12 protein-coding genes and 1 pseudogene are annotated in these 14,592 nt (G+C 39.3%); 1 reads left to right on the top strand and 12 read right to left on the bottom strand.

Annotation, left to right across the window (positions count from 1 at the left end; all coding sequences use genetic code 11):
- Positions 1-6: 6 nt before the first annotated feature.
- The 12 genes and pseudogenes from MVI27_RS07820 to MVI27_RS07765 all read right to left on the bottom strand — a co-directional run bounded on the left by MVI27_RS07820 (position 7) and on the right by MVI27_RS07765 (position 13,933).
- Positions 7-3,897: a response regulator gene (locus MVI27_RS07820; protein WP_246960434.1), complete on the bottom strand. Its 3,891-nt coding sequence runs from the start codon at positions 3,895-3,897 to the stop codon at positions 7-9.
- A gap of 95 nt (positions 3,898-3,992) precedes the next feature.
- Complete coding sequence (locus MVI27_RS07815) at positions 3,993-5,375, bottom strand: chloride channel protein (RefSeq protein ID WP_246960431.1); 1,383 nt, start codon at positions 5,373-5,375, stop codon at positions 3,993-3,995.
- Positions 5,376-5,814: 439 nt separating this feature from the next.
- Positions 5,815-6,144 (bottom strand): PLDc N-terminal domain-containing protein, encoded by a 330-nt coding sequence (locus MVI27_RS07810; protein ID WP_246960428.1) that lies wholly within the window; start codon positions 6,142-6,144, stop codon positions 5,815-5,817.
- 67 nt (positions 6,145-6,211) lie between these two features.
- Complete coding sequence (locus MVI27_RS07805) at positions 6,212-6,475, bottom strand: hypothetical protein (protein ID WP_246960425.1); 264 nt, start codon at positions 6,473-6,475, stop codon at positions 6,212-6,214.
- A 50-nt stretch (positions 6,476-6,525) separates the two neighbouring features.
- On the bottom strand, positions 6,526-6,780 hold the full coding sequence (locus MVI27_RS07800) for a hypothetical protein (protein WP_246960423.1): 255 nt from the start codon (positions 6,778-6,780) through the stop codon (positions 6,526-6,528).
- 216 nt (positions 6,781-6,996) lie between these two features.
- Positions 6,997-7,749, bottom strand: a pseudogene (locus MVI27_RS07795) (GLPGLI family protein); the annotation flags it as partial.
- A 330-nt stretch (positions 7,750-8,079) separates the two neighbouring features.
- A complete protein-coding gene (locus MVI27_RS07790) occupies positions 8,080-8,610 on the bottom strand; it encodes a hypothetical protein (protein ID WP_246960420.1) in 531 nt (176 codons plus the stop codon).
- Between the two features lie 184 nt (positions 8,611-8,794).
- Positions 8,795-9,265: a hypothetical protein gene (locus MVI27_RS07785; RefSeq protein ID WP_246960417.1), complete on the bottom strand. Its 471-nt coding sequence runs from the start codon at positions 9,263-9,265 to the stop codon at positions 8,795-8,797.
- 205 nt (positions 9,266-9,470) lie between these two features.
- Complete coding sequence (locus MVI27_RS07780) at positions 9,471-10,067, bottom strand: hypothetical protein (RefSeq protein ID WP_246960414.1); 597 nt, start codon at positions 10,065-10,067, stop codon at positions 9,471-9,473.
- A gap of 312 nt (positions 10,068-10,379) precedes the next feature.
- On the bottom strand, positions 10,380-10,673 hold the full coding sequence (locus MVI27_RS07775; RefSeq protein WP_246960411.1) for a putative quinol monooxygenase: 294 nt from the start codon (positions 10,671-10,673) through the stop codon (positions 10,380-10,382).
- A gap of 400 nt (positions 10,674-11,073) precedes the next feature.
- Positions 11,074-11,853 carry a copper resistance protein NlpE gene (locus tag MVI27_RS07770; protein ID WP_246960409.1) on the bottom strand — a complete coding sequence of 260 codons (780 nt, stop codon included), beginning with the start codon at positions 11,851-11,853 and terminating at the stop codon, positions 11,074-11,076.
- Positions 11,854-13,207: 1,354 nt separating this feature from the next.
- Positions 13,208-13,933 (bottom strand): slipin family protein, encoded by a 726-nt coding sequence (locus MVI27_RS07765; protein WP_246960405.1) that lies wholly within the window; start codon positions 13,931-13,933, stop codon positions 13,208-13,210.
- A gap of 440 nt (positions 13,934-14,373) precedes the next feature.
- Here MVI27_RS07765 and MVI27_RS07760 point away from each other — a divergent pair, with 440 nt between their 5' ends.
- The gene (locus MVI27_RS07760) at positions 14,374-14,511 is read left to right on the top strand and encodes a hypothetical protein (protein ID WP_246960402.1); all 138 of its coding nucleotides are present in this window, start codon (positions 14,374-14,376) and stop codon (positions 14,509-14,511) included.
- Positions 14,512-14,592 lie beyond the last annotated feature (81 nt).

Raw genomic sequence — 14,592 nt, 5'->3', positions numbered from 1 at the left:
ATTTTTTTAAGATAATTTATTAATAATAAGCTCGCCGGTGCCAATCTCATTAATGAGGTCTGCTATCAGTTCGCCGGGATGCTCACTGTTCTTTAATTTATTTTCTGCCTGCACAGCGATTTCGGCAATCCGGAATAATCCGGCAGTTCCGGCAGTCCCCTTTATCTTATGCAAAATTCTTTGCAATTCTGCCAGGTTATGACTATGGTTTGCGTGATTTATTTTTGTCTTGCCATCTGCCAACTCGTCAAGGACCAGATGAATAAATATTTTCCTGAAGTCTGTATCTTGGCCTACCTGCTCATTAAACAAGGATATATCAAAATGTTTTTCTATTTGGAGTGGTCCTTTTTCATCTTCATTCTGCAGGTCAGGCAGATACTTTTCAAGCATTTCCTGCAGGTCAGCTTGTCGTAGCGGTTTAGGCAGAAAATCCGTCATGCCGGCGTCCAGGCATTTTTCTTTTTCGCCTACTATATTTCCGGCAGTAACCCCCAGAATCGGTGTGTCGAAAAAAGAAGGTATTTTCCGAATCCTTTTTGTGGCCTCGATGCCATCCATTACCGGCATTTGTACATCCATCAGAATCAGATCAAACTGGGTTTCCTGACATGCTTCCAGCGCCTGCAATCCGTCGGTTTTTTCGGTAAAGATTGAGTTGGGACGCAGGGATTGCATCATTTTATTATTCAGCACCATGTTGACCGGGTTATCATCCACTAGCAATACATTCAGTACATCCTGTGTTACGGGTGATCCGCTTTGCTCTCCCTCAACTTCTGTTTCGCATTCAGAAGGTAAACTGTTGATCGCCCGGCGAAGCGTACTGTAGAGTTCCTGCGACTTAATAGGTTTAAGGAGACAGAAGGACTTTTCATCGCGACGGAAGGAATTAATCACGTCGGTTTCTTCTGAGGAGGTGTGCAGTACCACTAATGGCGCAATTTCGTCCTGCTCACTAAACAGCTGTTTTATCTTCTCGATCGTTTCCAAGCCAGAGATAACAGGCATATGATAATCCATCAGAATCACGTCAAAGCGTTCGCCTGCCATCAGGATTTGCAGCGCTTCCATGCCATTAGCCGCCAACTTACAATCGATATTTTTGTACCGCAGCATGTGCTCCAGGATCATGCGGTTATTCGCATTATCATCCACAATCAGTACCCGCCCAATATTGAGTTCGCTGTCATCTTCTAAACTATCCTGCTCGTAAGCTACCGTGAGTTCAAAATAAAACACAGAACCTTTGTCTTGCTCGCTACTTAACGATAAGTGACTGTTCATGTATTTCAGAATGTTATTGGAAATGGTAAGTCCAAGACCAGTACCGCCGTATTTTTTGCTTACAGAACTGTCCTCTTGGGTAAATGCGTCAAATATTTTTTTCTGCTTTTCAACTGGAATTCCTATTCCGGTATCCCGCACCGAAAACCGCAAGGAAATGTTTTCATTTTCCTGCAGTATTTTCTCAACCTTTAATTCAATTTCTCCTTTTTCTGTGAATTTTACGGCGTTACCTAAAAGGTTAATCAATACTTGCTTGATGCGCGTTTCATCGAGCCAAAGATTTTGCGGTATGCCCGGCTCAATATTCAACAGCAATTCAATATTCTTGCGTTGGGATTGGTACAGGATGACATTCATCACCTGATCCACCATATCATACACGTTCGCCTTATCTATAAACAGATCCATCTTGCCTGATTCAATTTTAGAGAAGTCCAGGATGTCATTGATGATATTTAGCAAGCTCTCTCCTGATTCATTGATGTATTTCAGGTATTGGGTCTGCATATCGTTCAATGGTGTCTTAAGCAGGAGATCTGAAAAGCCGATGACCCCGTTGAGCGGTGTGCGGATCTCGTGACTCATATTGGCCAGAAATTCTGATTTGGCACGGTTCGCCAGATCGGCATTTTGTTTGGCTTGTGTCAGTTCTTCATTATTATGAATAAGTTCCGTAATGTTTTGCGCACAAATGATTAAGCCTCCCACTTTATTGTTGCCGATGTACCACGGACTAACCTGAAAACGGTAGTTTTGGCTTGGTATTCCATTTCGTGCCTCGATTACCATATTTTCATTGACATATGCTTCACCATTCAATGCATTTTCATAAATAGCTTTTCTGTATTCAGGTACATTCTTGGTGCTCCCTGAAACGAGGTTATTGCCCAGCAATTGACCAACATCTGTTCGCAGCTCCTTAGCCCAGTATTCACTGACCGCCACATAAGTGAGCTTGCGATCAAGCATTGCGACAGGTGTTGGAACATACTTTATAAATGCCTGCAACATGGCCTCCTTGCGCTCCAGCTCGTTCATGGTTTTTTTAATCTGATCTATGTCCTGAATGATTCCATAAACACGTATACATTGTCCGTCCTCAAACTCAGGAATAGCTTTGACGCGAACCCAGATCATGGTACCGTCTACTTTTATAAGCTGAAGCTGTTCATCATATGGAATACCCTTTTCCACTGCTCTTGTAAAAAGTTCATCCACGACAGCCTGATCTTCAGCACTGTAAAAACCAACAGCTGTACTGTAATCTGGTTCAAAGTCCTCACTTACACCATGGATTTCACGTGTTAAGCGTGACCAGAATATTTTTCCGTCCCTCAAATGAACTTCCCAGCCACCCACCTGAGCAACTTCGCCTGTTTGTTCCAGTATTTTTTTAGTATAAATTAAATCTTTTTCGAGCAGAAGCCGATCTGAAATATTGAGGGCGGTACTCATTACGTAAGGATTTCCTTCTTCATCCATTTCGACGAGATTATGGTACATCCAGACTACTTCTTGTCCCTCCTTTGTCTTAAGAACCATATTGCCAATATCTTCTTTTTGCATTTTGATCCGTTCCAGATATTTTTGCAGTTGTAGTTTGTTTCTTTGGGGTACAAGGTCAAACAGGCTGAGGCCTGCGATTTCATCTGCCTCATATCCCAGCGATTCCCGGCCACGCTGATTGACGTCAATAATATTGCCTTGCAGATCATGCATACTCATGAGGCCAATCGCATTTTGGAAAAACTTTTTAAAGCGGCGTTTTGAATCTATTAAACGTTTTCTTTCTTCGAGCTGCTGTGAAATATTACGTCCAAAAGCCACAATTTCTCCATCAAGACCCTCCGGTTTTAAAATCCAGTCGACATAAATCCCATGCGCGTTCGTTCTGAAAATTACATCTTTACCCTCTCGTATTTGTTGCAGGATATCAGTCTTATGCTGATGTGTAAGATGTAAAACCTCGGTTAAGTTGTACTTTTCTAATACTTCGCTAACTTCAGAATAGCTTCTGTCAAAGGTTGGATTTGATTGCAAAATATTCAGTTTGCTGTCCAGAATACAAAGCAAATTGTTGCTTACAGTAAAAGTTTGTTTAAAATATTTTGATTGCGCAGCATCTCGGCGACTCATAAAGAGCTGACTTACAGCCGTAGCGAGTTTTTCCAGCATACTTATCTGTTGCGTAGATAGTATCCGTGGCTGATAATCAATCACACATAAAGTTCCCAATACAAACTGTTCTTCATCAAAAATAGGAAAGCCCGCATAAAAGCGAATTCCTGCCGCTGCCGCAATGGCATTGTTTTTAGTGCGTTCATCGAGCTGAATGTCCTCTATTATAAGAGCAGATTTGCCGGAAATCACGTATTGACAAATCGTATTCTCGCGCTCCACGCTTTCGAAAGCCAGCCCCACACAACTCTGTATATTTTGTGTTTCCTCCCGCATGACGGAAACGAGTGCCACCGGACACTCCGAGATCATCGCAGCAGTTTCTGCAAAAACATCAAACGATGTATCTTTGTTTAAATCAAGCAGTTGCAGTTGAGCTAACTTCTTAAGGCGGTGCTGCTCGTCAGCCGAGATAGGATAGGGTTTCATTCTTAAGGAATAAAGTTAATGTGATGCGAAAATACTTAAATATTATGACCTTATAGCGCTTTTCTTTCGTGATCACCGATATTGAAAACCAGACGTTAACCGCCACGTTTTTCTGTCCCACCGCTTCCACTTACTTCTTCCCTTAATTCCTGCAAATAGGAAATCTTCAAAGCATCATAGAGGGAATGCCGGCTGATGAGGGTCGAAATCAAGGTGGACACCATGCCTGCCAGCATCAGGTGAAATATCAATGAATGACGGTCTGTCATCTCCAGCACAATGATGGCAGAGGTGAAAGGCGCGCGCGTAATGCCGGTCAGAAAAGCGACCATTCCCGCCAGAATAACCACGTTGGTTTCATGGGAAGTGAGCTCGATTGCACCTGCAATCACCGCACCCAGACTGGCACCTGCTGAGAGTGCCGGTGCAAAAATACCACCCGCACCGCCCGACGTAAAAGAAACGGCCGGGCCGATCATCCGGAACAATGGCATGTACCAGGCTTCCTGCTTATTGTCACTAAACAGCGTTCTTTCCATGATTTGCTTGCCCGAACCCAGTATTTCGCGGTTTACAAAGTACGCCAGGCTGGCCAGCACGAGCGCACAACCAATGAGAAACAGAATTTTCTCTCTGTCATTTTTCAGGGTTTTGATCCAGGCATTAATACCGAGCATCAAGGTTGATAATTTACTGGCGAGCAGACCTGCAATACCCGAAACCAGGATGACCGGAAACATTACCGTGAGCGCAACATCAGTTGTTTTCGGATATCCCAGATACAGATACGAACCAGCCAGCGTTTGTGCCGTAAGTCCGGCAATAATCACGGCCGTGAAAAGTGCCGTTTTGAAATAATTAAGATGCGTTTTGGAAAGTTCTTCCACCGCGAACACAATTCCACCCAAGGGCGTATTAAACGCTGCGGACAGTCCGGCCGCTGCTCCGGTCAGGATCATGTTTTTCTTTGAAATCTTGGGCCACCATTGCGGCAGGTATTCATTTACTTTACGAAAAACCGAACCGGCAATCTGAATAGTGGGTCCTTCGCGGCCGACAGCCCCACCGCCTAAAATTAGTGCAAGACTGGAAAGTATTTTAAAACAGATAATCTTCAGGCTGAGTAAATTGCGTATTTTTCGGTGCTCTTTCGGGTTGGCCAGTTCCACGGCTGCCATTACCTGCGGAATACCGCTGCCTTTAGCATAGGGTGAAAAGTTTTTCACGAGCCACCAGGACAGCACAAAGCCGACCGGCGCGATGAGGAAAATGAGCCACGCGTGCCAATCGAGGATGAGGTTCATTGTTTGTTCGGCCAGCACGAAAACTTTGGCATATAGAACCGCGAACACACCCGTAATCACCGACCCGATCCAGAAGGGGATGGCCTGCAACAGGTTATGTTTCAGCCGCTCATTGTGAAGATTATCAAAAGAATGCTTGAGGCTGCTGCGCAGTTTGGCAAAAAGGTTCCGCATAGCCCAAATTTATCATTTTTGAATTTAAAATGGGGTTAATTATCCTTATTTATCGCCGTGAAATATTTCTGATCAAACAGTTTATCCGGGCTGATGAGAAGATAACAACGTTTTTCAGAGAAAGGAGCATGTTGAACAGACCATAGGGTCATGCGGGCAGCACGCTTGTTGTTCGGCGGGTTTACCTCAGCTCGATACTGTGTTGCCCTTCGGTGCGCTTTACGGTATATATGTATGACCGCTGCCACGCAGTAAAGTGGGCGCATATATGGATTATCCATGGAATATCCATGGAGTATCTACGGTTTAACTATGGTCTAACTATAGTCTAACTATGGAGTTACTATGGCGTACCGATCGAGTATCTATGTCTTTTGTATAAGTATTTTAGGACAAGAGACATCAGCTAAGATATTCAATCTCTACAAGACCTCCACTTTTACCGCTCTTCAGCCAGAACCGCAGGATGTTGCATCAGATTTCGGTCTCTTGTCAGTAGATAAAGCAACATCACCAGCAAGCCGAAAGTGATGAGTCCGATCATCCACAAAGCTTTATTCCGTACGGGATTGCGGATGATGTCGACCAAAATTACAATCCAGGGTATAAATTGCAGCAACGCTAAGACAGGAATCAGTACCGGCGCTGTTTCCAGCGAGGAAACCGGGTCGGACAACCTTACATAAATAGCGACGGCAGCTAAGACCATAGAGGCAATAATCATCGCCAGGAGAACTGTTTTGTTAATTAGTAAAGGTCGTGATCTCATTTTTATTGTTTTTAAGTTGTGAATGGTTGGTCCTGCAACCGATTAAAAACTTAAGATACATTTTATTTCAGACTTTTAATTCCCGGGCTGCTGCTTCTTTTTTGAATTGCTGCAAAATAAGAAAAATAAAGGAGTAACTCATCGGCAGTCCGATGGCCGGCAGAAAAGTGACCATAGGGATGTTATCATAGCCTTTCGCAAAATATAAATAGAGCCAAATACAAATTACAGCCAGAGAAGTTATTCCGAGGCCTATTGCAAATCCTTTGAGCAGGCTTAAGCTCCTGAGAAGTTTTGCGTCACTGAACGCGGTTAAATTGAGGTTTTTCATACCTTTTGTAATTTCATGTTTTGTATAAAATTGATTGATGACGAACGAACTTACATCTTCGCCCTGCTTTTAATTTCCTTCTCCACTTGACTCATGTATGCGATTGAGGGCATCAGCGTGAGGAAACAACCGCATGCTACGGCCAGTAGTGCGAAGTTGGAACTCTCGGCGGCGAGGAAAACCAGTATTCCACAGGCAATCAGCATGACGATTCCAAATCCTGTGAGAAGTGCTTTTCGTTTTTTCTTTTCAGCAAAGAGCTCATCTAAGGTGAACTCAGTTAATTTTTTGTTGGTTGTCATCATTATTTTGTAAATTTTGGTTTAATATTACGTCGGACAGAAGAACTGTTGGCAGAGGCCATAAGGAAATTCGGAACTTCCTGGTGCCACCACATCTTCGCCACGGACTAAACTACAAAAAGAAAGGAAGCAAAAATTAAAAATTTTAAAGTTTTTATGTAAAAAAATAAAGTTTGTAAAAATCGACAGGTAAGGCGACTGCTTTCTCGTAAATTGTATTTAAAATTCGTCCCGATAATACACTATCGATCGGGATCTCTTACAGTTCAATGGGATTGTTGTAGTAGCGATTGATTTCAAGTTGCTTTCTTTCTGCCTCCAATATATTTTTAAGTTCTTCACCCGATGCATTTGGAAAAAGTTCACGGATGTTTCCAAGGGTTGCTCCAGATATTGTTTTTTCAGCTTGAGGAATTTCTGCTTATCGAGCTTGGTTGTCGGAAAGGATTGTAATTCAAGATCGTTTTTTTCGTATAAAGCAGCACTGTCATAGGTTTTAATACCGTTCAGCTCCCAATTGAAGTTTCCGTCTGAATCAGATAATTTTATTATTAAACCGGGTAAGCCAAAAAACGTATACGGTCCGAAACTGAAATTATATTCAGGGGCAAACCAGGCACTCCACTTTCTCCCGCCATATGTTGTCGTTGCTTTCTGGCAGGAAATGTTTCTGATTTCCCTTTTTTCATTTTCCAACTTCCAGTTTATAGTATTATTTTCCGAATAGCTGGCAGACAGCTGATTTCCCAGAATTTCTGTGAAGTGCAGGGTAGAGGTGTCAATATCAGTTTGGATAATATATTGGTTTCTGATATTCTTGCGAAAATTTTCCTCAAGCATATGAGAATTACCGCTGCCCATGTATTCCATTGAGGCAGCCAGCAGGGAATCCCTCTGCAGCTGATCATGCGACTGGAATGTGGATTTTTGGTGATCAAAGATTAAGATCTGTATTTCCTTTTCTTTTGCAGAATCCGTCTTATTTGGTTTCTATGTGAATTCATAATACACCCGCGTGGTCTGAGCAACCGTCAGGTTCAAACAAAAAACGATGGCTAAGAAAGTCAATATAATTTTCATGTCTGCCTGGATTTAAGGTTAAATAATAGTCGGCATTTCAGTGTTTAAGAGAGACTGGTTCACAGCACGAAACTTCTGTTTTTTTTATCATCAGCTACATGTGCAACGCTCCGGGTCCGCAACAATCCGTCAGCTAAGCCTAGCTGTGATGATCGCTGCAAGACATTTTGTTTGTTCCACTGACTTTGCAAAATAAATTGCTGGCTCTTAAGGTCAAAATATCTATTCTTTTTTGTCATTTGGTTTTATTATTTGCCTGTTTAAAAATACGACAACCTGTTTACTGTAAATCATGAGCAAATAACCCAAAACGGTCTTAACTGAGTAGGTGATGAGTACGGCAGCAGACTGATGTTCCGGAAATTTGCTTTTCAGTTGGAAAAAAAGAAATACCTCTTTACAAAGGTCTGGTAAACTGTCTACGAACAAAAACCCACCGGTGACAATGACTGCGAAAGTTAAAACGGATGAAGGCTGAACAGTAAGGTCAATTTTACTTTCGTCAAAACCCTTATCAAGATGCAGTTTGTCAATGAGCCACGCGCTCTTAAAAAGCAAAAGTCGTAAGAGCAAAATGTACAGTACAATGACCACGATAAGCAAAATTGCAGTGGGTGCAAACTCTGTCACTGAACCGGTTGAATTTACGTAAAGTAATGCCGAGAAAAATTGTGGTATAACGGTGAGGCTATTCAAAATCAACCAGATGCCTACCATCTTAATAAAAAGTGTCCAAAAGGTTCTTATAGTCATTATCGTGTTTTTATGAAATGGCTTATAGCGTTTTATTATTCCCGAACTCGGGGCTTTTTAGTACAAAAGTTTAATAGAAGAACAAACGTTAAACCCTACAAGACTTGCCCAGCTACTGCGGGAAATGTGGAATCGAAGCTGTTCGGTCCCGCTTTTGGCATTATCTTGCTACCGGATCGGCTATCTAAATTCCATTCTTAAGTTCTATATTTAATTGTCTTCCCTCTTTTGATGCCTTTTTGTCCATAGCTGACCCCATAGCAAGACCTATAACCATTCCAATAGGTAATCCAGTTGCTAATAATCCCATATTACCAATACTTGCCCCAAAAGCAACTCCAATAGGAAGTCCAATGGCAGACATCCCTAAAAGCATCCATAAGTTCCTATAGTAATTTATAGGAACCAGTTTGTGGGTTTTTTCAAGTAATTTGATGATTTGAGCTTGTTTTTTTATAAGTAAACTTTTGAAAGCTCTATCGGAAAGTAAGGGAGAATTTAGTTCTTCAATATGTTTATTGATGATTTCAACAGTTTGGTCGGGTAAATTTTTATTATTTAATTCTCCGATGAGTTCTGTAAATTGAATTTGAGTTTTATTCAATTTCGACTTGCTTGCCGAATCTTCACGATGTCTCAGTTGTTTTACCTCCATTTTATTTGTTTTTTAGATGAGCGCTAACGGCGGAGTATTTCTGCTGGCAGGGATTTTTATAACTGATTGTCCTAAAAATTGCTAAATGGACAACTACCGGAAATCTTTATGGAGTAAACTTCAACCCAGTAATAGTAATACCTGGTCAGCGGTACTTTTTGATTTTGTTTCATAACCAATTTATTTTCTCGTAATTTTTTTAAAATTAATTTTTTGTTAATTCATTATATAAGTTGTCAAGAAACTGCTGCTGGGATTTATCTTCTTGGAAATACCTCTGTTTATTTACACCACAACTTTGAACGTCAGTAATATTGGTGTCATTAAAGCTCCAGTCGTCTATATTTTTTACATCCACGCTCAATTGGTTATCTTCACTTTCCCATAATTTGGAAAATTTCGTTTTTTTATCATCAGTTAATTGGCTGAAATCTGCATATACCGTAAATCCCCGCATTTCCGTGTTGAAGAATTTCACAATCATATTGACAGGCACTCCGCCCCAAATTATTGTTTCGCCCTCTGGCAATTGTATATCAGTAAGTTTATTTTCATTCATTATTTTATCTTGTTTTCCTTCTTTGAAGAATTGTTCTTCATAAGTTAGTATCGTTCCTTTTGGTACAATAATTTTTTTGACAGTTGTAGGCTCGGTTGTGATAAAATATGGGTAATCGGGACCTCGTCCTCCTGTAGGATTGCCCATACCACTTAATGAACTAAGTAAAAAAAGATACCCTCCAATTATTAATAAAATAATAAACGTCAATATTCCTACGATGATGTACGTCTTTTTTTTCATTTGGATTTTTCTTTATGCGATCGGTTTTGCAAAATTACTGCTAATGTTTGGTTGTTGCCGAAGGCGGAGATTTTTAGCACAAAGGTTCACTCGAAGAACAAATGTTAAACTTTGCACACTTTAAGGGATAGTGTCAAAAGAGACTGTTTTCAGTCTCTTTCTTTTTATGCTAATTTAAATTTTCTTTGAATAATCAAAATGAATCTTGTATACATAGCAAAGGTTCAACCTTTCACAAAATCATATAAAAAAAATGGAGCCGGGGCAGTACCTGGCTCTATTTAACGGTATTAAAAATCTGTGTTCGATTGCTTACTTTACTGCAAGTAGATCTACCATTTCAAGTACAGGTTCTTTAGCAAGTAATTCAGAAGCATTGGCCATTAAAGCCTTTGCAATCTCACCATTCAAGTGAGCATCTCTTGCATCTGTAGTTTCGAACGTATCGAATATACCAAAATTAGAAGGGCCGATTTGTAAAGCATACCATCTTACGGTTCCTGGTTCACCTTCGGCAAGAGGTAAGGCAGACTTTAGGAATTCCAACACTTCATTTTCTTTACCTGGTTTTGCTTCCACTCTTGCTAATACTGCAAACTTTTCCATAATTTAAAATTTTAATGTGATTAATAGTTTTCTTCAACTATTTCTAACAAAAATAGGTTTTCCTTATCAAACTAAAAATACAAAAGATGTTAAATAAGGTTAATGTTGATCACCGTAATCAACATCATATTATGCTGCCCACCTACATTTTGTTCAGCAGAAAGTAGTTCAGGCGATTCCTTGCGTAGCTTATTATTACTCTAGAAAGTTAAAAAAAATAACAGATGAAAATGGTGTACAAAAAAAGAGACCTTTCTACAAGTCTCTTGGTTTTTTTTAAAACATTTTACGGTAAAACTTATAATGCTAATTAGCCTTCTGTTCAACAACACTCTGATTATTGGACTTCCAGTTATTAACAGCAGTTTGTAACCGATCAGCTATTGATACAAACCTTAAGTTACTCTTTTTTATGATAATCTCCGGCTAAACTTCCACCGCCGCCACAAAAGAAATTTAATGCGAATCTATCGTCAAATTTCGAAGTAAATACTTCAGCTGTTTTATCCTTAAATAAAATCGTCATCGTTCCTTTTAAATCTTTATTGATGGTTTTTAAATCAACATCAATCTGATTATTCACTAACTTTCCTTTGCCCTCAAACGTACACCCTTTCACAGCACCGGTAAATGAAATCTTAACTGAATAAATACTGTCATTTTCAGATTTCAATTCCAGAATTTGGTTGTATCCTTTGCCACTGGCGTTGGTGTTATACGTACCGTTCAACTCAGCGGGCGTATGAGCTTTTACTTCTTTAAAAATATAATTTTTGGCTAATTCTCCGCTTACTTCTTTCTTATCAGCATCCAATCTTACCAAGGTTTTGTTGGGTTTTACCAGATAATATTCTTTGGGCGAATTTGGGATGGATACTTCAATAATATCATCATTCTTTGTCCAGGTACCATACTCGTTTTCAGAAGTACCGTCGCTGTCTAAATACGATGTACTTTTAACCGCTTTGTTGTCTTTTTGAAAGGTAATATAGGTTTCGATTCCCATACAATCTGCGCAAGGCAATGTTGCCGTATAGATTCCTGAAGGAAAATCATTATTCTGCTGTGCCTCTGTTTTTGTCTGCTCTTTATTTCCAGTTTCAACGGTTGATTTACTGTCGCTGCAAGAAACAAAAATGGTGGTGAGTGCTGCTACGGTTAAAAATTTAAATGTGTTCATTATTTTTTTTTTTTTTGATTAATTTAAAATGTGTTATGACCTAATTAATGATTTTAAAATACCCATTAAGGCTTTGCGGAGTACTAAAATAGAAGAATTTGAAGTCATTATCTTTGATAAAAGCATAAATTTCCGTCGAAAAACTGCTGTTAGCATTGCAGGTGCTTTCCCATAGTGCAAAAAATCACAAACTTAATTTTTGGTAGCTTCACTACTCGCAGAACTTTGTAAAGATCAAATTTAATAAGGCTACAACTGGCTTTCAAAAAAGAGACCATTCTGGAAGTCTCTTCAGTATTTTTACAAATTTTTTTCGATAAACCCATATTGCTGAAAAAAGCTCCCAAAGCTTCCGTTCAACAGGGTTTTCATTGTTCGTGCTTCGCACGCAACGAAAACTAAGTTACTATGTGCAGTTTCTTATTACTTCTTTCAGATTCTTCAGCATTTTCAGTTTGATAGAGTCCTTGATGGTTGCAGTGTCATCCAAAATTTCTCTGACTAACTGATTTTTTGAAATTAATTCTGAGAATTTTTTTTGAGTATTGCAAAATTCTGTAATTAATTCAAGCGGATTTGGATGCAAAACTGTTAATTCTTCTTTATTACTTAATTCTTTTACAGGTTCTTTATCTTTAGAATCTCCGCTATAATACTTTTTTACAAATTCATTGTTAATTAATGGTATTTTTTTTGTTAGTGAAAATATTTATATCTTTTTTGTATTCCCAAATTCGATGATGGACTAACATAAAGGATTTAGGGCGTTTCAGAAAATTCGCCATCTTTTAACGGTAAATAATATTTGAAAATTTTTTTGAATGTAAGCGTTTGGTAATTGCTAATAGTTAAAATATTCAAATATGCATTCGGCTTGAAGATATAAAAAGATAAAATTTGTCATCGTTGTGTGAAGATTCGTAAAAAGATGGTATCCTAATAAAAAAGTTTCTATCCTTTTGCTAGAATCATTTAGGTTGCAAGCAACGCAATTATGTCCATCATTAAAATTAGAATGAATATTTCAAAAGAAAGTGTCATATTCGCCCCTTTTCTTAAATGATGGAATTCAATAAATTTTACAAGTATCTTTTCAAAATCCTGTTTTATTTCAGAACTTTCATTAGTTCCGGAATAATGATTTACAATTAATTCTCTTGTTTCTTTCTTGATATTTTCGTGCAGTGTTTGTGAAATTGCACATAACGTTTTTGCGCTTGGCGCAGTTGGGGATTTCGGAGTACTTCACTGTCAACTAAGCACAAACTTTGATAGAAGCACTGCACTTGATTTAACTACGTCAAGCCCCCATTGCGGCAAACGGCTGTTATGGCTAGTGCTTCTTTTCATCGTTCTATTTTTTTGTTAATTGGTTAATGTCACCAATCATAAAAGTGTGTTTTCCTTTGTCGGCAATTTTGGTAATGGTCTCTATGATTTGGAAGAACTTTATGTTTTCGTCATCTTTCATGAGTTCCGAAGCATTTTTCAAAGCCCGTGCTGTCGCAACAGCTGTTCTTGCGTTTTCAAGTTCTGATTTTGCTCTAATTTTTGCTTCCAGATGTTTAGCGAATAAGTCTTGAATTGATTTTGGAAAGGTTAGGTCTCGCAGTTGCGCCTGTTCTATGGTAATGCCGAATTCTGCCACTTCTTTTTCCATTTCCTCGGTCTTGAAATCCGTAAGTTCATTTCTTTTTTCGTTAGCCGTTTCACTGTCCATTTCTGCAATCCTGTTTCTGAGATAGATTTGCACGATATTGTAGATTCGCTGCTCAGCTTCCTGAATAATGGCATACATCTCTCTGTCAAGCGCGAACTTGTCAAGAAATTTCTGCCCATCAACGATTCTGTAAATTACATTGAAGGAAAACCGAAGAGCGACATTGTCCTTAGTTAAAACTTCTTGGTTTACGACGGTGAGCAGCTTTGAGGTCTGGGGCAGAAGAAACAGTTCGGTCCTGTTTTTCCAATCCCAGATTTCGTGGTAGCCGGATGCCAGTTTTTGCTCAAACTTATTGTTACGGTAAAGAAACCCCACAGTGTTTGGTTTTACCTGATATCTTTTTTTGAATATTCCCATTTGTTATGTTGATACAGTTTTATTGAATTAAAAAGGAGAAGAACACCAAAAGTTGAGGGAAGCCAAGTTGAGTTTGAACCAATTGTCCAAACGGTATCCCTTGTCTTGCAAACTCAATTTCAGTTTGAGCAATACAGCTCTGTTCTTCACCTTCTCTTTTTTCAGTGTGACAGGATGAAGCGTCTTCCAAACGCAAAATGCAACCAATGCACACGGGGAGTCGAACCCCTTGGGACGAAGCTCCGCAATACCCTGTTTAATATGCTTGTCCCCAGTAAAACAGGTGGCGGTTTATCTTTAATCTTTTGTTGTCAATTGCCATTCGTTACTTTATTGTTGTGTGTCTAGCATTAGCCATAACGGAAAAAGTATTGGCGAAGTGCGGGCTACTTTGCACACATTTTCAAAGGAAAACCAAACCTAAGCAAAAATTTTTTCCGATGATTAAATTACTAAAAAAAAATGTTAGCGGAAAACTTTTTTGGGATACGGCTAAATCAGTTCTCAAAGACAGTATTCACTCCGCTTTTTGGCAATACGATGTGCCTGTTGCACAACCTTTTTCAAAAATACAGTAAAAAAGATTTCAGAAATAGAAAATGTGGTTATAAACGTGTTTAAAATATTGATATTCAGTTGTATAAATGGTTTGTTTTGAG

Source organism: Chryseobacterium salipaludis (assembly GCF_022968825.1).
Lineage (GTDB): Bacteria > Bacteroidota > Bacteroidia > Flavobacteriales > Weeksellaceae > Kaistella > Kaistella salipaludis.
Note: the sequence above shows the minus strand (reverse complement) of the source record. Positions and strands in the feature narration are given on the sequence as shown.

Bases quoted from the DNA above. Each gene is read 5' to 3' on its own strand.
- MVI27_RS07820 (WP_246960434.1), bottom strand. From the start codon at position 3,897: ATGAAACCCTATCCTATCTCGGCTGACGAGCAGCACCGCCTTAAGAAG.
- MVI27_RS07815 (WP_246960431.1), bottom strand. From the start codon at position 5,375: ATGCGGAACCTTTTTGCCAAACTGCGCAGCAGCCTCAAGCATTCTTTT.
- MVI27_RS07810 (WP_246960428.1), bottom strand. From the start codon at position 6,144: ATGAGATCACGACCTTTACTAATTAACAAAACAGTTCTCCTGGCGATG.
- MVI27_RS07805 (WP_246960425.1), bottom strand. From the start codon at position 6,475: ATGAAAAACCTCAATTTAACCGCGTTCAGTGACGCAAAACTTCTCAGG.
- MVI27_RS07800 (WP_246960423.1), bottom strand. From the start codon at position 6,780: ATGATGACAACCAACAAAAAATTAACTGAGTTCACCTTAGATGAGCTC.
- MVI27_RS07790 (WP_246960420.1), bottom strand. From the start codon at position 8,610: ATGACTATAAGAACCTTTTGGACACTTTTTATTAAGATGGTAGGCATC.
- MVI27_RS07785 (WP_246960417.1), bottom strand. From the start codon at position 9,265: ATGGAGGTAAAACAACTGAGACATCGTGAAGATTCGGCAAGCAAGTCG.
- MVI27_RS07780 (WP_246960414.1), bottom strand. From the start codon at position 10,067: ATGAAAAAAAAGACGTACATCATCGTAGGAATATTGACGTTTATTATT.
- MVI27_RS07775 (WP_246960411.1), bottom strand. From the start codon at position 10,673: ATGGAAAAGTTTGCAGTATTAGCAAGAGTGGAAGCAAAACCAGGTAAA.
- MVI27_RS07770 (WP_246960409.1), bottom strand. From the start codon at position 11,853: ATGAACACATTTAAATTTTTAACCGTAGCAGCACTCACCACCATTTTT.
- MVI27_RS07765 (WP_246960405.1), bottom strand. From the start codon at position 13,933: ATGGGAATATTCAAAAAAAGATATCAGGTAAAACCAAACACTGTGGGG.
- MVI27_RS07760 (WP_246960402.1), top strand. From the start codon at position 14,374: ATGATTAAATTACTAAAAAAAAATGTTAGCGGAAAACTTTTTTGGGAT.